We start from the raw sequence: 17,930 nt of genomic DNA, 5'->3' as shown, positions 1-17,930 counted from the left end.
CCCTGAGCGCCCGTGAGCGAGCACACGAACTCCGCCAAGATTACTGAAGACGACTTTCGCGGTTACGACCTCGTCGTCGTCGGGTCCGGTTTCTTCGGCCTGACCATCGCCGAACGGGCCGCGGCCGAGCTGGGCAAGAAGGTCCTGGTCCTCGAGCGCCGCCACCACCTCGGGGGCAACGCCTACTCCGAGGTCGAGCCCGAAACGGGCATCGAGGTGCACCGCTACGGCGCGCACCTGTTCCACACGTCCAACAAGCGGGTGTGGGATTACGTCAACCGCTTCACCGAGTTCACCGGGTACCAGCACCGGGTCTTCGCCCGGGTGAAGGACCAGGTCTACTCGTTCCCGATGAACCTCGGCCTGATCAACCAGTTCTTCGGCAAATCGCACACTCCGGACGAGGCGCGCGAGCTCATCGCGAAGCAGGCCGCCGAGTTCCGGACCGAGGACGCGCAGAACCTCGAGGAGAAGGCGATCTCCCTGATCGGCCGCCCCCTCTACGAGGCGTTCATCCGCGGGTACACCGCGAAGCAGTGGGAGAACGACCCCAAGAACCTCGGCACGAACATCATCAACCGGCTGCCGGTGCGCTACACCTTCGACAACCGGTACTTCAACGACACCTACGAGGGTCTGCCGGTCAACGGCTACACCGCGTGGCTCGAGAAGATGGCCGAGCACGAGAACATCGAGATCCGGCTGAACGTCGACTACTTCGACGTCCGCGAGCACATCCCGGCGGGCACCCCGACCGTCTACACCGGGCCGCTGGACCGCTACTTCGACTACTCGGCGGGCCGGTTCACCTGGCGCACCGTCGACTTCGAGTCCGAGGTCGCGCAGACGGGCGACTTCCAGGGCACCTCGGTCGTCAACTACAACGACGAAGAGGTCCCCTACACGCGGATCATCGAGTTCCGCCACTTCCACCCGGAGCGGGACTACCCGAAGGACAAGACGGTCATCTTCCGCGAGTACTCCCGGTTCGCGAAGGAAGACGACGAGCCGTACTACCCGATCAACACCGCCGAGAACCGCGAGAAGCTGGAAAGCTACCGCGAGCTCGCGAAGGCCGAGGCGCGCGAGAAGAACGTGCTGTTCGGCGGACGGCTGGGCACGTACAAGTACCTCGACATGCACATGGCGATCGGGTCGGCGCTCTCGATGTTCGACAACAAGATCGCCCCGCATTTCACCGAGGGCGCGCCCCTGGACGGGACGATCGATGCTTGAGAAAGACACCCCGCGCGGGGAAGTGGCCGTGCTCTCCAGCACCCAGAAGGCGCTGAAGAAGCCGGGCACCGTGAAGGTCGCGCGGGGAATGTCGCTGTTCGGGGAGCACAGCGCGGGCTGGTTCGCGCTGGGCTTGCTCGGAGCGGCGGTGGACCGTGACCGGCGCAAAGACTGGCTGGTCGCGTCGGCCGGAGTGGTGGGCGCGCACGCCGCGTCGATCGCTGTGAAGCGCGTCGTGCGGCGGCGTCGTCCGGAGCATCCCAGCGTGGAGGTTCTGGTCGGCACGCCGAGCAAGCTGAGCTTCCCGTCGTCGCACGCGACGTCGACGACAGCGGCGGCGGTGCTCTACTCCGGATTGACCGGGCGTAACCTGGTCCCCGCCCTGGTACCGCCGATGCTCGCCTCGAGGCTGCTGCTCGGCGTTCACTATCCGACAGACGTTCTGGCCGGAGCCGCCCTGGGTGGCGTTGTCGGCGGTCTGATCCGACGGAAGCTGACCACAAAGCGATGAGCGAAACGACCGACGAGCGAACCGAAAACGCGTCCGGTACGGCCGAATCCGCGGAAGCGACGGAGCCGGCTGCCGAAAAGACCGACGTGTCCGAGGAGACCGAGAAGGCCGAAACCCCGACCCCGACCCCGACCCCCGCGCCGGCCCCGGCCTCCGGCACGAGCCCGGTGGGCCTTGTGCTCGGGGTGATCAAAACCGCGCGCCCGAAGCAGTGGGTGAAGAACGTCCTCGTCTTCGCGGCGCCGTTCTTCGCGTTCTCGAAGGCGACGAACCGGACCGAGCTGGTCATCGACGCGCTGATCGCGTTCGTGGCGTTCTCGCTCACCGCCTCGTCGGTCTACCTGATCAACGACGCGGTCGACGTCGAGGCCGACCGGGCCCACCCGACGAAGCGCAACCGCCCGATCGCGGCGGGCATCGTCCCGGTCCCGGTGGCCTACGCGTCAGCCGTGGTGTTCTTCCTGGCCGGGCTCGCCGTGTCGTTCGCGGCGGACTGGCGGCTGGCGATCGTGCTGGCGGTCTACGAAGCCGTGCAGCTCGGCTACTGCTTCGGCCTGAAGCACCAGCCGGTGGTGGACCTGGCGATCGTCGGCTCGGGCTTCCTGATGCGCTCGGTCGCCGGCGGCGTCGCGGGCGGCATCGCGATGTCGCAGTGGTTCCTGCTGGTCACGGCGTTCGGCTCGCTGTTCATGGTGGCGGGCAAGCGGTACGCGGAGATCATGCTGTTCGAACGCACCGGGGCGAAGATCCGGTCCTCGCTGAAGAAGTACTCGGCGAGCTACCTGCGCTTCGTGTGGGCGACGTCCGCGGCGATCCTGATCATGTCCTACTGCCTGTGGGCGTTCGAGATCCGGCAGGCCGAGCACAACTCGGTGTGGGCGGTCGTGTCGATGGTCCCGTTCGTGATCGCGGTGCTCCGCTACGCGGTCGACGTGGACGGCGGCAACGCGGGCGCGCCCGACGAGATCGCCTTGAAGGACCGCGTGCTGCAGGTGCTCGGCGCGACCTGGGTCGTGACCCTGTTCCTGTCGTTCTACCTGTGAACGGCGCGCGGATTTAAACAGCTGGGATTCAGCTTCTCCACAGCATCGACGGTCACCCTCGGGGTGGGAGCCGGTACCCCCGTCTCCCACCCGCACAGCCCGGAGGACCGACGATGAACGACGACAAGAACCCCTCGCCCGGCGAGCCTGCCGGGCAGGAGCCGACTGAGCAGTTCGGCCAGGTCGGTGACGCTTCCGGCGAGGGGCCGGCTGGCCAGCCGGGCCGATCCGAGGACGCCGCTCAGGCGGTGCCGCCTGCCGAGCGGACCAGCGAACTGGGCCAGCCCGCGCCGTCCGAGGGACGGGCAGGCCAGCCGGGTGAGTCCGTCCCTCCCGCCGGATCGGCGGACCACCCCGCACCGTCCGCGGAGCAGGCGACTCACCCGGGCCAGCAGGCCGCTCAGCAGCCGACTCAGCCCGCCCACTTCGCTCAAGCAGACCCGTGGGGCATGCCGCTGCCGCCGCCGAGGCAGAGCGGCTTCCGCCGGTTCGTTGCCCACCGGGCAACGCAGCTGGTCGCGGTCGGCGTCCTGGGCTTGGTCGTCGGAGGAGGCATCGTCGGCGGCGTCATGGCCGCGACGACGCACCACTCCGGCCGTCCGGGCATGAGCCAGCACCAAGGCGGTCACCGCTTCAACGGAGGCCCTGGTCAGCGCCACCGCGTTACGGACGGCCAGAACGGCGGCAACCAGAACAACGGGCCCGGCTTCGGCAACGGGAATGGCACCGGCAGCTGAGCGGATTACCCCTTTCGCGCGGAATCCCTGCCTGGTGAGCCTCAGTCGCCTAGCAGCATCGGGTACAGCACCGTCGGATGCTCGGACAGCCCGGCTTTCGCCGTCGCGCTGTCCGCATCCGCGATGATCTCGATTTCGCCGGCTTCCAGGCCGTCCAACGCGGTACGGACGACCTCGGCCGGGTCGTTCTTCGGGATGTCGAAGCCCGCCATCATGTCGGTGTCGGTGCTGGCCATGACCAGGCCGCTCACCAGCGTGCGCTGCGCCAGAAGCTCCAGCCGCACCGAGTTGGTCAGGCTCCACGCCGCCGATTTCGACGCGGCGTATCCCGCGGACCCCGGGTAGGTCGCCCAGGACAAGGCGGAGAGAACGTTCAGAATCGCGCCATTCTTCAATCCTGGCGCGAATGCCTGGATTACCTGAAGCGGGCCGAAGAAATTGGTTTCCATTTCTCGCCGAATCGTGGCCAGGTCGCCGGTCACCAGGTCGGTGAAGGAGGCGATCCCGGCGTTGTTGATCAGCAGGGTGACGTCCGGGGCGGCGGCCGCGGCAGCCGCGATCGAGTCGGGATCGGTGACGTCCAGCGGCAGGGACACGGCACCGTCGAGGTCGACCGGACGGCGAGCGGTCGCGTAGACCTTCGCCGCTCCGCGGTCCAGGAGGGCGCGGACGAAGTGGCTGCCGAGCCCGCGTCCGGCACCGGTGACCAGCGCGGTTGAGCCTGCGATCTGCATGAGGATTCTCCTGGGAAAACCGTCGGAAGGGGACAACGGCTATCGTGGATCCTGACGTCGGTGTCAGGTTCTCGTGTTTGTCGTGCGGATCACTGCGGAGGGCTCGGATGCGGATCGGCGAGGTGGCGGAGCGCGCCGGCGTCAGCGTGCGTTCGCTGCGGTACTACGAGCAGCAAGGGCTGATCGAGTCGACGCGCACGTCCGGCGGGCAGCGCCGGTACGGCGAGGACGCGGTGTCGTGGGTGGGGCTGATCCAGCAGCTTTACGCGGCCGGACTGTCGAGCGCGACCATCCGCGAGCTGATGCCGTGCCTGCAGTCGGGCGTCAGCACGCCCGAGTCGCGCGTTCGGCTGCGCGAGGAGAAAGCCCGGCTCGACGAGTACATCTCCGGTCTCGAACGCACTCGGGAGCGGCTGGAAGAGATGATCGAATTGGCGGAGACGCCGAATCCGCATTGCCCGGTCGTGCTGGGCTAAAGGGCGGCGAAGGTGTCGTTCAAAACCTTCACGATCGCCCGCGGGGTGCCGGAGATGAGTTCGGTCCGCCCGTCGGTCGTCGGGTAGGTGAGGATCCGGCCTGATTTCACATCGGCGGCGAGGACGGGACCGCCGGTGAGGTGCCTGCCGTTCGCGCGTCGCGCGACGTAGAGGTGATGGGTGGCGTCGGCGGGCTGGTTCAGCGTCGAGGCGAGGTATTCGTGGCTGTTGGTCTCGTCGAACGGGTCCGGGGCCGCGTCGGAAGCGGACGTGACCGAGACCGAGCGCACCGGTGCGCCGGGGATTTGCGGAAGTGTGTCGAAAAGCGTCGTGGCCAGCCGGGTCGGTGCGGCTGGCTGTATTTCGACCAAGCCGTCCTGGGCGGATACCAGAATCGCGGCTTGTTCTCGTTGCGCGACAATGACGGTCCGCTGGATTCCGCCTCGCATGGCCGACCAGGCGAAATACTCGCGTTCGGCGTCGGCGAGCACTTGCAGGGTGCTGCGCAAATGCGCGGACGGCGCGTCGTGGTCCGCGAGGCCGAGTTGAGCGAGGAGATTGATGGTGGCGGCGTGAAGTTCGCGCTGTGCCCCGGTTTTGACCCAGACTCGTTTCGCGCGCAGCATCGGGTGCTGTTCGCCGAGGTCGAGCATGTCCCAGACCGCGGAAAGTGCTTCGACCGGCAGGATCACCGCCTGATCGACGTCCTCTCGCACCTGCGCCCCCTCGGCCCTGGCTTTCGCAATCGGCTGCCGTGAGCACGGTAGCCGATTGATCACCCGCGTGGTGTTGGTGTCTGCAATTGAGAACAGGTAGCGGTTATCGGAAAAGCTGCTACCGGCAAGACGTATACGCTATAGACACCAATGTTCTGATTATTTCTTCTCTGGTCTTGGCGGCGGTAGACGTGTGTGATTACCGACGATGGCCAAGCCCCCGCTCTCCGCTGCGACGCGCACTATTGGCGAGCGCGTGCGCGAATTCCGCAACGACGCGGGGCTGAGCCAGGAACAGCTCGCCGAACTGGCCGGGGTGCACTGGACGTTCGTGAGCCAGGTCGAACGCGGGCTGCGCAACATCAATCTGCACAACCTGCTCAAATTCGCCGACGGTCTCGGCGTGAATCCGGCCCGGCTGGTGGACGGGCTGCGGCCGCCGTCCGGCGATTAGTCCACTGTGGACGGGCGCATGACCTGGCGCAGCGTGCCCTCCCGGAGCAGCAGGATCTGGGTGACCACCTGCAGTCCGACGAAGAACGCGATCGACAACCCGGCGTCGAGCGCGGGAACGTCGTCGACCGGCAGCGTGTAGGCCATTCCGATGCTCAGTCCACTGTGGATCAGGCTGCCGATGCCCCACACCACGGTCAGCGTCCGCCACGCCCGGCGGAACGACGGCCGCTCCTCCCAGGCAGAGTCCAGCCGGGAGCCGCGGCCGGGGAGCAGCGCGCGGGCTGCCTGGTAGGTCGTCGGATACTGGCCGATGACCAGGCTCGCGAGGAGCCAGACGCCGGCCAGCGTGCTGAACCAGGCGCCGCGAACCAGCATCAGCCGGGCGTCGCCGGTCATCAGGGTGGTGGCCAAACCGACGGCCAGGAACATCAGGACGAGCAGGCCGATCCCGTCCACGCGACGCCGGGTGACCAGCGTGTACAGCACGCGCAGCGCGGGCGGCAGGCCACTCAGCAAGAGCGCCCACACCGGCGGGACGTCGAAGGCGCGGAGCAGGTAGTAGCCGCCGACCGGCGCGGCGAGATCGAGCAGCAGCGCGGCCAGCGACGAGCGGAATTCGTTCCCCATGCCCCGAGTTTCGGCGCGCTGGGCGCCTCAGGGCATCGTCGAGCCGGTCAGCCCGGCATCCACCGAACGGTGGATGCCCGGCTGAGAGACCGTCAGACCGGCAGCTTGCGGAAGATCGGCCGCGGCACGTGCCGCAGGATCGACATCACCAGCCGGAACTCCGACGGCGACCACACGAGGTCCTTGCCCTTGCGAGCGGCCTCGACCGCGACGTCGGCGACCTGCTCGGCGGTCCGGGTCAGCGGAGCGTCCTTCATCCCGGCGGTCATCTTGGTCTTGACCTGCCCCGAACGGACGACGGTCACCTGCACGCCGTGCGGCGCGAGCGCCTCGCCGAGACCGAGGTAGAAGCCGTCGAAACCGGCCTTGCTCGAGCCGTACACGAAGTTCGACCGGCGGACCCGCTCGCCCGCGACCGACGACAGCGCGATGACCTTGCCGTGGCCCTGGGTCTTCAGCTTCTCCGACAGCGCCACGCCGACCGACACCGCGGCGGTGTAGTTGACCGTCGCCAGCTCAACGGCCTTGGCGTGGTCCTGCCACAGCTCCTCGGCCTCGCCGAGCAGGCCGAACGCGACCACCGTGACGTCGATGTCGCCGCCGGCGAACGCCTCGTCCAGCACCTTCGGGTGGGAGGCGAGGTCCTTGGCGTCAAAAGCCACAGTGGACACTTCGGCTCCGCGATCCTTCAGGCGCTGCGCGGCTTCCTCCAGCCGCGGCGAAGGACGAGCGGCCAGCACGACCCGCAGCGGCTTCTCCGCGAGGTACTTCTCCGCGATCGCCAGCGCGATGTCGGACGTGCCGCCGAGCAGCAGCAGGGACTGGGGGTTACCGACCGCGTCGATCACAGTGCGAGCCTCCGGCTCATGTCAGAGGCGAAAACGCCTTCGGGGTCAACGGAAGCGCGCACCTTGCGCCACTCCTCCAGCCGCGGGTACATCTTCGCGAACGTCTCGGGCGAGGTGCGCGAGTCCTTCGCGGTGTAGAGGCGGCCGTTCGCGTCCAGGACCATCTCGTCCATTTCCTCGCAGAACCGGCTGAGCCCGTTCTTGATCGGGAAATCGACACTCAGCATCCAGCCCGGCGCGGGCCAGGACATCGGAGCCGGGTTCGCATCGCCCATGCGCTTGAACACGTTCAGGAACGAGTAGTGCCCGGACCGCGAGATGGCCCGGCAGATGGTCTTGAGCTGGTCTTCCGCGCCGAACGGCACGGAGAACTGGTACTGCAGGAAGCCCTTGCTGCCGTACGCGCGGTTCCACTCGCTCAGCATGTCGAGGGGGTGATAGAACTGCGTGAGGTTCTGGATCTTGCCGCGCGCGCCCTTCTTGGGCACCGTCTTCTGCCACAGCTCGTTGATCAAGCCGAAGGTGAGCTTGTTGCCGAGCCCGTTCGGGAACACGTCCGGCAGCGTCAGGAGCTGCGGCGCGTCGAACTTCAACGGGTTGCTGCGCAGCTTCGGGGGCAGCTGGTCGAGCTTCGCGAGCGAACCGCGCGAGAACGTGGCGCGGCCGAGACGGCTGTCGGACGAGATCAGGTCCGGCACCGACATCGAGTAGTCGTAGTTGAGGTCCGAACCATCGGTGAAGAGGCCGAGGGTCTCGTCGAGGTTCGAGGTGCGGTCGGCGTCCACGTAGAAGTACGCCGTTTCCGTCTTCTTCATCCGGATCGTCGCGCGGACGATGATCCCGGTAAGTCCGATTCCGGCCACGGTCGCCCAGAAGAGCTCCGAATCCGGGCCCTCCGGGGTGAGCGTGCGCACGGAACCGTCGGCGGTGAGCAGGTCCATCGACACGACGTGGTTGCCGAAGCTGCCCGCCGAGTGGTGGTTCTTGCCGTGGATGTCGTTGGCGATCGCGCCGCCGATCGTCACCTGGCGGGTGCCCGGGAGGACCGGGACCCACAGGCCGTACGGCAGCGCCTCGCGCATCAGCTTGTCGAGGCTGACGCCGGCGTCGAGGTCGACGAGGCCGGAGTCCGGGTCGATCGAGTGGATACGGTCGAGCACGGTCATGTCGACGACCAGGCCGCCCGCGTTCTGCGCCGGGTCGCCGTACGACCGGCCGAGGCCGCGAGCGATGACCCCGCGCGGGCCTGCGGAGGCGACGGCGCGAGCGATCGCGTCGACGTCGCGGGTGCTCAGCACGTCGGCGACGGTCCCGGCGGTGCGGCCCCAGCCGGTGAGCGTGCGGCGCTGTGTCTGCGGTGCTTGGGTCACGCGGACCAGGGTAGCCACGCCGAACACCGCCCGGAACGTGACCCTGAAGTGCCCGCTTCTACACTTTGCGCATCAAGGCACAAGCGTCCGAGCGTCGAAGTGGGTAATACGGACACTGACGCAATAGGCCGAGAAGGTATTCCAAGTGGTGGCTACAGAACCGCAGAGTGACCAAGCGCAGGCGGCGCCCGCGGGCCCCGGGCTGCTCGGCCAGCTGATCCGGTTCGGGGTGATCGGCGGCTTCTGCGCGCTGCTCGACCTGGGCACGTACTCGCTGCTGCGAGCGATCGGCATGGACGCCACCCCCTGGGTGGACGTCGCGCGCGCGATCAGTTTCGTGGTGGGCACGACCACCGCGTTCTTCCTGAACCGGCGTTTCACGTTCGCCGACGGGCGGCGAGACGGGAACGCCCAGGTCGGCAGCTTCGTTCTGCTGTACGCCGTCACCTTCTTCGTCGCGGTCGGCGTGAACCAGCTCATGCTGCACGTGCTGCCGGAGTCGGGATGGAAGGCCACGCTGGCCTGGGTGGTTTCCCAGGCAACGGCGACTGTGATCAATTTCGTGATGCTCAAGTGGGTCGTGTTCCGTGTACGGCCGGTAAAGGAGAACTGAGTTCGATGCCCGGTAAAGCAGCCCCGGTCGCGGAGGCGGCCCCCGCAGGCGAGACGCGGTTCGCCGAACACGCCCCCGAAGGCAGGCTCACGGCCCAGCGCGGGCTGTACGCCGGGCCGGCTCCGATCGTCAGCAAGGACATGTACGCCGAGGTCGTGCAGGGCAACGCCCAGCGCGAGCGCGGCAGCGTGGTCCTCGAGCCGTCCGCGAAGGTCACCGGCAACACCTACTTCGGCCGCTTCCCGGCGAGCTACTGGCAGCGCTGGACCACGGCGACCGAGGTGAAGGCCGAAGCCGTCGTCACCGGCGACGGGCTGCTGTCGCTCGGCGCGTCCGACATGCTCGGCGACCCGCGCGTGGTCGACGCGCAGCAGGTCTCCGGCGCGAAGGGCGTCAAGATCGAGCTGACCGGCAAGCTGGACAAGTTCCACGACGGCGGCGCGCTGTGGCTCGACTTCGAGACCGAGGCCGGCCAGACGCTGCGGGTCGAGCAGGTCCGCTGGACCGTCGACGCGCCGGAGACGATCCGCCCGACCGCGGTCACCATCTGCACGATGAACCGCGCCGACGACTGCCTCAAGAACCTCCAGGCGCTCGCCGCGGACGTGTCCTCGCTCGACACCCTCGACGCCATCTACGTCGCCGACCAGGGCACTGACCTGGTCGAATCGCGCGAGGGCTTCGAGCAGGTCGCGAAGGACCTCGGCGAGAAGCTGCACTACATCAAGCAGCCGAACCTCGGCGGCGCGGGCGGCTTCACCCGCGGCCTGTACGAGGTCGCCGGGCACACCGCGACCGAGCACGCGAACGTGCTGTTCATGGACGACGACGTGCTGCTCGAGCCGGACCTCGTCGTGCGCATGACGGCGTTCTCCAACCGCGCGGCCAACCCGATCATCGTCGGCGGCCAGATGCTCAACCTGCTGCACCCCAACCAGCTGCACGTCGGGGCCGAGTACGCCCGGCTGAACACGCTGGAGCCGGGACAACCGGTGCAGCACTCGCTGTCCACCGCCGACCTGCTCGGCGTCGACGAGGACGGTAACCCGAACCGCCAGGAACGCCGCCTCGACGCCGGGTACAACGGCTGGTGGTCGTGCCTGATCCCGTACGAGGTCGTCAAGGCCATCGGCTACCCGCTGCCGTTCTTCTTCCAGTGGGACGACGCGGAGTACTCCTACCGGGCCCGCGAATACGGCTTCCCCACGGTGACCCTTCCGGGCGCCGGCGTGTGGCACGCGGACTTCCACTGGAAGGACTGGGACGAGTGGCACCGGTACTTCAACCTGCGCAACTCGATCATCACCGCCGCGCTGCACTCGCCGTTCAACCTGAACCTGCTCTCCCGCGTGCTGATGGCGCAGCTGGTGCGCTACCTGCTCGGCATGCAGTACGGGCTGTCCGCGACGCTGATCAAGGCGGTCGAGGACTTCCTGGAGGGCCCGGAGATCCTGCGCGACGGCGGCGTCGAGGCGATGAAGGAGATCCGCCGGATCCGCGACGCGTACCCGGAGACCAAGCGGCACAAGGCCACTGACGTGCCGGGCATCGCGTCCAACGACATCGGCATCATCAACAGCGCGCCGCGGCCGAGCATGCAGCGGCTCGTCCTGATCAAGCGCATCCTCGACAAGGTGCTCGGCCGCAGCCGTTTCGGGCTGGGCGCGGTGCCGGTCGACGAGGCGCACTGGTGGCACGTCGCGCTCTTCGACACCGCCGTGGTCACCGACGCGTCGCAGGAAGGCGTGCGCGTGCGCACCTACGACAAGGTCAAGATGTTCGACCTGGCCAAGCGCGGCGCGAAGGTGATCAACCGGCTGCGCAAGGAGGGGGCGAGCGTGCAGGAGCAGTACAAGCGCGCGATGCCGGAACTCACCTCGCGGGAGAACTGGAAGCGGCTGTACGAGCTGTGACCGTCTGAGCTGTCCGGGAAGGGCGTCTCGCGTTTCGGCGCGGGCGCCCTTTCTGTCTTTTTCGGTAGCTTTGAATTCATGGCCGACCTGGTTTCCCGCGCGCGTGCCCTTGCCGACGATCTGTTGTTTCCGGCGGCGGCCGAGGTGGACCGGCTCGGCGTGGTGCCGCGATCGCATTTCGACGCGCTCGCCGAGGAGGGTTTCTACGGTCTCGCCGCGCCCGGTTCCGGCGTCGATCTCGACCAGCTGGTCGGCGTGCTCGAAGCGCTGGCCGGCGGGTGCCTGAGCACCGCGTTCACATGGCTGCAGCACCACGGTCTCGTCGCCGGGCTGGCCGCGACGGACCGGGAGGACCTGCGCGAGCGATATCTGCCGGACCTGATCAGCGGGCGGTTGCGCGCGGGCGTCGCGTACGCGGGCGTGATCCCGACGCCGCCGCGGGTGCGGGTACAGCGCGTCGACGGCGGTTACCGATTTGACGGGGAAGCGCCGTTCGTGAGCGGCTGGGACGCGATCGACCTGCTGCAGTTGTCGGGGCGCGACGGCGACACGGTGGTCAACGCCTTGGTGTCGCCGATAGTCGGGCACAGTTTGGTCGCCGAGCCCTTGACCCTCATGGCCGCGCAAGGCACCGCGACCGTGCGGCTGAAGCTCGACAATCACTTCATTCCCGACGAATCGGTTTTCGCCCAGGTCAGCTACGACAAATTCGTGGCTGGCAATACGTTCGCTTCGCGGCTCAACGGATGCGCGCCGCTGGGGCTGGCCGAGCGCTGCGCGCGGTTGATCGAGGCCGCTGGCGAGGAAGAAACGGCGACGGCGGTGCGCTCCGAACAGGACGAAATCCGGCGTCGGCTCAACGCCGGCCTCGCCGATCCGACCACGCTCCCGGCCGCCCGCGCGGCGGGTGCCGACCTGGCGTACCGGTCAGCAGGCGCGCTCGCCGCGGCAACGGGCAGCCGCGCGGTGCTGGCAGGGGCGCACGCCGGGCGGCTGGTGCGCGAGGCGACGTTCCTGCTCGTGGCCGCGAGCAGACCGGAAATCCGCGCCGGACTGCTCGAACTCGCCCGTCGCTAAACGGACAGGCCGAATTTGCCCTTCCGGCTCAGATCCTCCACATAAGCGGCTGCCACGTGGACGAAATTTACCGAAACAGCGTTGCCGTCCCGGGTTTCCAGCGAATGGACGCCGCCGTGTTTCAGGAGGTCCGGGAGCTTTTCCTGAACGGCGGAGGAACTGTCGGCGGTGAGCGGGAAGATCAGCGGTTCGCCGCCCGCCGCGAGGTGCAGGACGAGTGCTGGTTTGGGATCTGCCATGAAGCCATCGCAGCAGCGAGTGATCATCGGCGGCAAGAGCGGTTCGCCGACAGCGGATCCGCTCACAGCGGAAGAGGGCCTGGCCCTGACCTTGGCGGCCCGGAGCCGATGGCCGCGACAGCGCGGAGTGGACTACGGTTTCGCCGGGGAGAGACCGGATTTAGGGGTGGGTCGTGCCGTACACGTTGACGCTGTCACCGGCAGCGGTGGATCTCCTGCTGGCCGAACTCGGACTCGGCCGCGCGCCGGTGCCGTTCGTGGTGCCGCACATCGGCATCACCGGCGAGGAACGCGCGGCGGTGCGCGACGCTGTCTTCCGCGACCTCGACGGACGCGGTCTGCTGCGGCGCGGGACCATCGACGATGACGTCCAAATCGCGCTCGCGACGTTCGCCCGGCCCGGCCTCGCGGTGTCCGCGGCGGCGAAGCTCGGCGACGAGCAGCTCTTTGCGCGGGTGGCGTCGAACGGCCAGTTCGCGGTGCTCGTCTGCCAGCGGGACGGGATGTTCGTCTTCGAGGAGGTTCGCCCGACGGGGATCGTCCCGGCGATCGTCGACCTGCTGCCGCTCACACCCGCCGCGCCAGGCCAGTCGGTGACTGTCGCGAAGCCGTCGAAGCAGCCGGTCCGGGGCGACGCGTACGACCCGTTCGCCGGGGTCAGCGGTCCGCGCACGCACAATCCGCAACTGCGGGCCGTCCAGCGGATCTTCGAAAAGCCGCGGCTGGCGGTCGGCCAGTTCACGCCGTACGTGGGCGACGGCGCCGGCCAGGAAAGGGCGCTGCCGCCGCTCGTGTGGTTCGACACCGAACTCGGCCGCTACCTGCTCAGCACGCGCGATTCGAGCGACGGCAACCGCTGGCTCACCTACGCCCCGGCCGACAATGCCCGTCTGGCCCAACAACTGTTCACCCAGCTTGAAGGCTATTCGGCAAACGCCTGACCGGAGCGGCTCGCGTCGGTAAACTCCGCCGCATGAGCACTGATCCGCTGGCGGCAGGCGGGCTGAACGCCAAGGGCATCGCCGAAGCCGCGGCCGAAACGCACAAGCTGGCCGGCACCGCGAAGGCCGGCGGGTTCAGCATCGACGGCGACGCACTCGGTGACCTGCGCAAAGCGCTCACCGACATGGTCACGCGCCTCGAACGGCTCAAGCCGCAGACGCAGGCGCTGACGACCGCGCCGAAGCTCGGCAGCCACCCGTACGGGCACACCGTGGCCGAGCACGACCGCAAGAGCGGCGCCGACGCGCCCGGGGCGGCCCTCGACGTGCTGGACCAGTTCGGCCGGATCCTGCGCGAGGCCGACGAGGCCCTCGCGCGCGCCGGCGGGGTCTACACCGAGAACGAGAACCAGGCCATCGACACCCACCGGACCGTGAAGGGCACCGAATGAGCACGCCGCAGCCGGGGCTCGCGCCGTCGGACGCCGACTACCTCGGGCACCCGCACGAGCAGCTGAAGTCGTACGTCGAGGCGAATCTCGACGTGGAGCAGGTTTCCTCGGTGTCGCACGCGTACACCGAGGTGCAGAAAGCGTTCGAGGATTTCGCGACGCAGCTGGGCGAGGCCGTGAAGAAGGCCGCACACGCCTGGAGCGGCGAGGCCGCGGCCAGTGCGCAGGCGTATTTCGTGAGCCTCGCGGAATGGGCCGAGGCGAATAGCCAGAACGCGAAACTGGCCGCGCAGATCGTCGAGGAACAGGCGTCCGCCGCGCAGGCGGCGAAGCATTCGATGCCGGACCCCGTCCCGTTCGACTGGTCCGAGGAATTCGACAAATGGTCGCACGCGAGCCCGCTCGAAATGGGTGACGCGATCGATGCGACGCTGAAGAAACAGCAGGCCAGCCGTTCCGCGCACGAGCAGGCCGCGGAGACGATGTCGAAGTACGACGCTTCGCTGTACTCGTCGGGCTCTCAGCAGCCGACTTTCGCGCATCCGCCGAAATTCGGCGTCGCCGCTGGTGGCGGTGCCGCGGTGGCGATGCCGACGGGGCCGGAGCACCACGACGCCGCTCCGGCCGGTCACGCCGCTCCTGCTCCGGCTAGCCCTGCTCCTGCGGTGGCCGACGCTGGCTCGGGTTCGGCTTCGGCCTCGGCGGGTGCCGCTGGTGGCGGCGGCGCGGTGGCTGGGCACGCTAGTGCGCCGACTGTCAGCGGCCCGAGCCAGTTCACCGGTGCCGTGCACCAGCCGATGCCGGACGGCTCGACCACCGCGGCGGGTTACGCACCGGCCGCCGGCCAAGCGGCCTCGAACGGCGGCGCAGCCGGGGCGGGCGCGGGCATGGGCGCGATGCCGATGGGCGGCATGATGGGCGGTGGCGGCGGAGGTTTCGGTGCCGACGAGGAGCACGAAACCAAGGTCGGCCGCGGCGGCGGTTCGTTCGGCCCCGGCGACGGAGCCATGGCCCCCGGCGCGGCGGACGTAGCGGCCGGCGGAATGGGCGGTGCCCCGGCCCGCCCCGGCATGGGCTTCGGAGCCCGCCCGTACGACGACGGCAACGACCAGCCCGCGTTCGTGATGGAAATCGAGGAGAACGAAGTCTTCGGCGGCGGACATCGTTCCGCGCCGCCGGTCATCGGGGAATAGCCGGATAGTCCGTTGTGGACGGTGGGGTTAGCGCACTGTCCACAACGGACTGACTGGCTCAGTACCGGTAGAACTTCTCCGCGCGTCCCTGCCGCAGCAGTTTCAGCCACTGCAGGAACGCCTTCGGGTCTCGCTTCACGCCCACGAAATACAGGCCGAAGCGCAGCACTTCCAGCGCGCCGATCTTCCGCATTCCCGGCTGCGACAGCAAATACCCGCGGTTGCGATACGTGTAGTACCGCTTGACCTCGTTCTCCGGGTCCTGCGCGTGGAATTTCCCGCCCAGCATCGGCTTGAACTCGTCCGAGCCGTCGGGGTGCAGGTAGGTCGTGCGCAGCGACGTGCCGAACGGCAGGCCGGACCGCACCAGGCGGCGGTGCAGTTCCACCTCGTCGCCGCGGAAGAACAGGCGCAGGTCGGGCACGCCGGTGACGTCCAAAGTGGACGCGCGGAACAACGCGCCGTTCATCAGGGACGCGATGCCCGGCAGGAAATCCGTGCCCAGTTCGGCCGACGAGCGCTTCCAGGTGAGGCCGCGGCGCAGCGGGAACGCCAGTTTCGCCGGGGAGTCGATGTTCGCCACCACCGGGGAAATCTCGGCGAGACCGCGCTTCTCGGCTTCCTCCAGCAGGATCTCGAGCACGTGCTCGTCCGCTGGGCGGCCGTCGTCGTCGGCGAGCCAGACCCAGTCCGCGCCGAGCGACAGTGCGTGCAGCATGCCGAGCGCGAAACCGCCCGCGCCGCCGAGGTTCCGGTGCGACGGGAGGTACGTGTACGGCAGCGGGTAGGCCTCGACCACTTCCCGCGCGGACTTGTCCGGGCCGTTGTCGACCACGACGAGGTGGTCGACCGGCCGGGTCTGGGCGGCGATGATCTTCAGCGAGTCCGCGAGCAGCTCGCGGCGATGCCGCGTGACGACCACGCCGACGACGGCGCCCTCGGGCAGCTCTCGCGTCTCGCCGGCCATCATTCCCCGCCGTTCTTCGTGGTCGCGGGCTCGATGCCGAGGCGCTCGAGACCTTCCTGGCTCATGTTCTCGAACGGGTCGCGGCCCTTGTACTCGGTGAGCACCTCGCGCAGCGAACCCTGCTTCTTCAGGTGCCCCTCGTCCATCCAGATCGCCGAGTCGCACAGCTCGAAGAGGAACTCGTCGGAGTGGCTCGCGAAAACCAGGATGCCGGACCGTTTGACCAGGTCCTTGAGCCGGTCGCGCGCCTTGTTGAGGAACGCCGCGTCGACCGCGCCGATGCCCTCGTCGAGGATCAGGATCTCCGGGTCGATCGAGGTCACCACGCCGAGCGCGAGCCGCACCCGCATGCCGGTGGAGTACGTCCGCAGCGGCATCTGCAGGTAGTCGCCGAGTTCGGTGAACTCCGCGATGTCGTCGACCCGCTTCTCCATCTCCTTGGCGCTCATGCCGAGGAAGAGGCCGCGGATGATGATGTTCTCCTCGCCGGAGATCTCCGGGTCCATGCCGATGCCGAGGTCGAACACCGGCGCGATCTTGCCGACGATCCGCGACGATCCGCGGGTCGGCTCGTAGATCCCGGCGAGCAGCCGCAGCAGCGTGGACTTGCCCGCACCGTTGTGCCCGACCAGGCCGACCCGGTCGCCCTCGCGGAGGCTGACCGACACGTCGTGCAGCGCCTCGATGATCGGCACCTTCTGCTCGGTGCCGATCTTGCCGCCGACCTTGCCGAGCACGCGTTTTTTCATCGAACGCGTCTTCGCGTCGAAAATCGGGAAGTCCACGTACGCGTTGTGGACGTCAATGCTGACCATCTGTCACACCCAATACGAGACGCGAGACCGGTAATTGCGCATGGCGACGAGCGCGAGCCCCCAGCCGACAACGGTGATCGTGCCGACCACGACCCAGCTGGTCCAGCTCACCGCCTGTCCGATGAGCGGCGACCGCACCACCTGCATGTAGTGGTAAAGCGGATTCAGCTTGATGATCGGCAGCGCCCACGACGCACCGTCGCGCGCCCCGCCGGACAGCAGCTGGTCGACCGGCCAGACGATCGGGGTGCCGTAGAACATCAGCTGGATCAGCGAGTTGATCAGCTGCGGGATGTCGCGGAACCGGGTCGAGATGATGCCCAGCAGCAGCGCGGCCCAGCCCGCGGTGAGCGCGAGCAGCACGAATCCCGGAATGGCGAGGAAAATGTTCCAGCTCAGGCCCGGGTGGCAGTACTTGTCCGGGGTGCACGCGCCGTCTTTCGAGCCCAGCGAGTACGGGGCGTCGAGCGCGGAGAAGAAGATGATCAGCAGCACGACGTAGACGATCATGTTGTGCGCCAGCAGCAGCGTCTGCCGCCAGATCGTGCGCAGTACGTACACGCTCAGCGGTGCGGGGACCTGTTTGATCAGCCCCTCGTTCGCGATGAACGTCTCCATGCCTTCGGTGAGGCAGCCCTGGATGAAGCCCCAGATGATGAAGCCGGTGGAGAGGTAGGGCAGGAACACCTCGATCGGCGTCCGGAACAGCTGCGAGTACAGCAGGCCGAGGCCGAGCGCGATGACACCCTGGCTGATGGTGATCCAGAACGGCCCGATGATGGACCGACGGTAGCGCTGCTTGATGTCCTGCCAGCCGAGATGGGTCCAGAGCTCGCGGGCGGCGAAACCGGTCTTGATGTCGTCGATCGCACGCGCGAACGTCTTGCTGTCCGACGACGGTGGAGCCGGAGTCGAGACATCGGGTTCGGCTGCGTGAACCGTGCTGGTGGCATGCACGTGGACGAG

General features: G+C 68.1%; 21 protein-coding genes. 12 read left to right on the top strand and 9 right to left on the bottom strand.

The features are described 5' to 3' along the window. The first annotated feature begins 12 nt into the window (after positions 1–12). The 4 genes from glf to ATK30_RS17725 all read left to right on the top strand — a co-directional run bounded on the left by glf (position 13) and on the right by ATK30_RS17725 (position 3,527). Positions 13–1,236 carry a UDP-galactopyranose mutase gene (gene glf / locus ATK30_RS17740; protein ID WP_101436521.1) on the top strand — a complete coding sequence of 408 codons (1,224 nt, stop codon included), beginning with the start codon at positions 13–15 and terminating at the stop codon, positions 1,234–1,236. Further along, entirely contained in the window at positions 1,229–1,747 is a 519-nt protein-coding gene (locus ATK30_RS17735) for a phosphatase PAP2 family protein (protein WP_101436520.1), read from the top strand. Before glf ends, ATK30_RS17735 begins: the two co-directional genes overlap by 8 nt. 86 nt (positions 1,748–1,833) lie before the next feature. Next, on the top strand, positions 1,834–2,790 hold the full coding sequence (locus ATK30_RS17730) for a decaprenyl-phosphate phosphoribosyltransferase (protein WP_463672420.1): 957 nt from the start codon (positions 1,834–1,836) through the stop codon (positions 2,788–2,790). A 113-nt stretch (positions 2,791–2,903) separates the two neighbouring features. Then, a complete protein-coding gene (locus ATK30_RS17725; RefSeq protein WP_101436518.1) occupies positions 2,904–3,527 on the top strand; it encodes a hypothetical protein in 624 nt (207 codons plus the stop codon). A gap of 41 nt (positions 3,528–3,568) precedes the next feature. On the opposite strand, the gene ATK30_RS17720 is transcribed toward ATK30_RS17725, so the two are convergent. Then, entirely contained in the window at positions 3,569–4,261 is a 693-nt protein-coding gene (locus ATK30_RS17720) for an SDR family oxidoreductase (RefSeq protein ID WP_101436517.1), read from the bottom strand. Positions 4,262–4,368: 107 nt separating this feature from the next. On the opposite strand from ATK30_RS17720, the gene ATK30_RS17715 reads away from it, so the two are divergent. Then, positions 4,369–4,737 carry a MerR family transcriptional regulator gene (locus ATK30_RS17715; RefSeq protein ID WP_101436516.1) on the top strand — a complete coding sequence of 123 codons (369 nt, stop codon included), beginning with the start codon at positions 4,369–4,371 and terminating at the stop codon, positions 4,735–4,737. On the opposite strand, the gene ATK30_RS17710 is transcribed toward ATK30_RS17715, so the two are convergent. Further along, positions 4,734–5,453 carry an ESX secretion-associated protein EspG gene (locus ATK30_RS17710; protein WP_244194643.1) on the bottom strand — a complete coding sequence of 240 codons (720 nt, stop codon included), beginning with the start codon at positions 5,451–5,453 and terminating at the stop codon, positions 4,734–4,736. The two genes, ATK30_RS17715 and ATK30_RS17710, sit on opposite strands and share 4 nt — an antisense overlap. A gap of 208 nt (positions 5,454–5,661) precedes the next feature. Between ATK30_RS17710 and ATK30_RS17705 the strand changes: the two genes are divergently transcribed. Next, positions 5,662–5,907, top strand: coding sequence for a helix-turn-helix domain-containing protein (locus ATK30_RS17705; RefSeq protein ID WP_101436515.1), 246 nt, complete (start codon positions 5,662–5,664; stop codon positions 5,905–5,907). On the opposite strand, the gene ATK30_RS17700 is transcribed toward ATK30_RS17705, so the two are convergent. From ATK30_RS17700 to ATK30_RS17690, 3 genes are all read right to left on the bottom strand, one after another. Continuing rightward, a complete protein-coding gene (locus tag ATK30_RS17700) occupies positions 5,904–6,536 on the bottom strand; it encodes a VC0807 family protein (protein WP_101436514.1) in 633 nt (210 codons plus the stop codon). The genes ATK30_RS17705 and ATK30_RS17700 overlap by 4 nt on opposite strands. A 92-nt stretch (positions 6,537–6,628) precedes the next feature. Then, the gene (locus ATK30_RS17695) at positions 6,629–7,384 is read right to left on the bottom strand and encodes a decaprenylphospho-beta-D-erythro-pentofuranosid-2-ulose 2-reductase (protein WP_101436513.1); all 756 of its coding nucleotides are present in this window, start codon (positions 7,382–7,384) and stop codon (positions 6,629–6,631) included. Beyond that, on the bottom strand, positions 7,381–8,754 hold the full coding sequence (locus tag ATK30_RS17690; protein WP_101440903.1) for an FAD-binding oxidoreductase: 1,374 nt from the start codon (positions 8,752–8,754) through the stop codon (positions 7,381–7,383). Before ATK30_RS17690 ends, ATK30_RS17695 begins: the two co-directional genes overlap by 4 nt. Positions 8,755–8,899: 145 nt before the next feature. On the opposite strand from ATK30_RS17690, the gene ATK30_RS17685 reads away from it, so the two are divergent. The 3 genes from ATK30_RS17685 to ATK30_RS17675 all read left to right on the top strand — a co-directional run bounded on the left by ATK30_RS17685 (position 8,900) and on the right by ATK30_RS17675 (position 12,357). After that, positions 8,900–9,367, top strand: a complete 468-nt coding sequence (locus tag ATK30_RS17685) for a GtrA family protein (RefSeq protein ID WP_167441935.1) — start codon at positions 8,900–8,902, stop codon at positions 9,365–9,367. 5 nt (positions 9,368–9,372) lie between these two features. Then, a complete protein-coding gene (locus ATK30_RS17680) occupies positions 9,373–11,280 on the top strand; it encodes a glycosyltransferase (RefSeq protein WP_101436512.1) in 1,908 nt (635 codons plus the stop codon). A gap of 78 nt (positions 11,281–11,358) precedes the next feature. Then, positions 11,359–12,357: an acyl-CoA dehydrogenase family protein gene (locus ATK30_RS17675; protein WP_167441934.1), complete on the top strand. Its 999-nt coding sequence runs from the start codon at positions 11,359–11,361 to the stop codon at positions 12,355–12,357. Here ATK30_RS17675 and ATK30_RS17670 read toward each other — a convergent pair. Then, positions 12,354–12,596: a hypothetical protein gene (locus ATK30_RS17670; RefSeq protein WP_101440900.1), complete on the bottom strand. Its 243-nt coding sequence runs from the start codon at positions 12,594–12,596 to the stop codon at positions 12,354–12,356. The genes ATK30_RS17675 and ATK30_RS17670 overlap by 4 nt on opposite strands. Positions 12,597–12,769: 173 nt before the next feature. Here ATK30_RS17670 and ATK30_RS17665 point away from each other — a divergent pair, with 173 nt between their 5' ends. From ATK30_RS17665 to ATK30_RS17655, 3 genes are read left to right on the top strand one after another with little or no spacing between them, the layout of a single operon-like run. Next, a complete protein-coding gene (locus tag ATK30_RS17665) occupies positions 12,770–13,537 on the top strand; it encodes an ESX secretion-associated protein EspG (protein ID WP_101436511.1) in 768 nt (255 codons plus the stop codon). 32 nt (positions 13,538–13,569) lie between these two features. Beyond that, a complete protein-coding gene (locus ATK30_RS17660; protein ID WP_101436510.1) occupies positions 13,570–13,989 on the top strand; it encodes a hypothetical protein in 420 nt (139 codons plus the stop codon). Then, positions 13,986–15,182 (top strand): hypothetical protein, encoded by a 1,197-nt coding sequence (locus ATK30_RS17655; RefSeq protein ID WP_101436509.1) that lies wholly within the window; start codon positions 13,986–13,988, stop codon positions 15,180–15,182. Before ATK30_RS17660 ends, ATK30_RS17655 begins: the two co-directional genes overlap by 4 nt. 58 nt (positions 15,183–15,240) lie before the next feature. Here the strand turns inward: ATK30_RS17655 and glfT1 are convergent, their stop codons facing one another. Genes glfT1 through wzm form a run of 3 tightly spaced genes read right to left on the bottom strand, consistent with a single transcriptional unit; the run spans position 15,241 to position 17,921 of the window. Further along, positions 15,241–16,149: a galactofuranosyltransferase GlfT1 gene (gene glfT1 / locus ATK30_RS17650; protein WP_167442185.1), complete on the bottom strand. Its 909-nt coding sequence runs from the start codon at positions 16,147–16,149 to the stop codon at positions 15,241–15,243. Further along, positions 16,149–16,964 carry a galactan export ABC transporter ATP-binding subunit Wzt/RfbE gene (wzt, locus tag ATK30_RS17645; protein WP_101436507.1) on the bottom strand — a complete coding sequence of 272 codons (816 nt, stop codon included), beginning with the start codon at positions 16,962–16,964 and terminating at the stop codon, positions 16,149–16,151. The genes glfT1 and wzt overlap by 1 nt, the downstream gene beginning before the upstream one ends. 3 nt (positions 16,965–16,967) lie before the next feature. Next, a complete protein-coding gene (gene wzm, locus ATK30_RS17640; RefSeq protein WP_101440899.1) occupies positions 16,968–17,921 on the bottom strand; it encodes a galactan export ABC transporter permease subunit Wzm/RfbD in 954 nt (317 codons plus the stop codon). Between the last annotated feature and the right edge of the window lie 9 nt (positions 17,922–17,930).

It is taken from the genome of Amycolatopsis echigonensis (assembly GCF_002846615.1).
GTDB lineage: Bacteria > Actinomycetota > Actinomycetes > Mycobacteriales > Pseudonocardiaceae > Amycolatopsis > Amycolatopsis echigonensis.
Note: the sequence above shows the minus strand (reverse complement) of the source record. Positions and strands in the feature narration are given on the sequence as shown.